This window comes from Paracoccus sp. S4493 (genome assembly GCF_000967735.1).
GTDB classification, from domain to species: Bacteria; Pseudomonadota; Alphaproteobacteria; order Rhodobacterales; family Rhodobacteraceae; genus Paracoccus; species Paracoccus marcusii.
Genome location: NZ_JXYF01000458.1, coordinates 1 through 278, shown reverse-complemented (window position 1 = coordinate 278; position 278 = coordinate 1). Strand labels below are relative to the sequence as shown.

At 68.0% G+C, this 278-nt stretch carries 1 pseudogene; it reads right to left on the bottom strand.

The features are described 5' to 3' along the window. Positions 1-90 precede the first annotated feature (90 nt). Positions 91-278 (bottom strand): annotated as a pseudogene (locus TW83_RS21530) (heme ABC transporter ATP-binding protein); the annotation flags it as partial.

Genomic DNA, 278 nt, shown 5'->3' with positions numbered 1-278 from the left:
CCAGGATCACCAGCGCGGAAATGCCCATCGCCAGCACCAGAGAGATCAGCGGAGTCAGGATGACATCCGCCCATTTCGGCATCTTGTCCATCAGGCGCGTCCCTCCGGCAGGTCATGGGCGGTCTGGGGCGGGATGCCAGCCGCCGCAGGCGTGTTCGGGGTCTCGGTGATGCCCGCCATCAGCAGGCCCAGTTCGCCCGTGGTGGTCCGGTCGGGCAGGCGTTCGCCCATGATGCGGCCGTCGAACATCACGGCCACGCGGTCCGACAGGGCCAGGA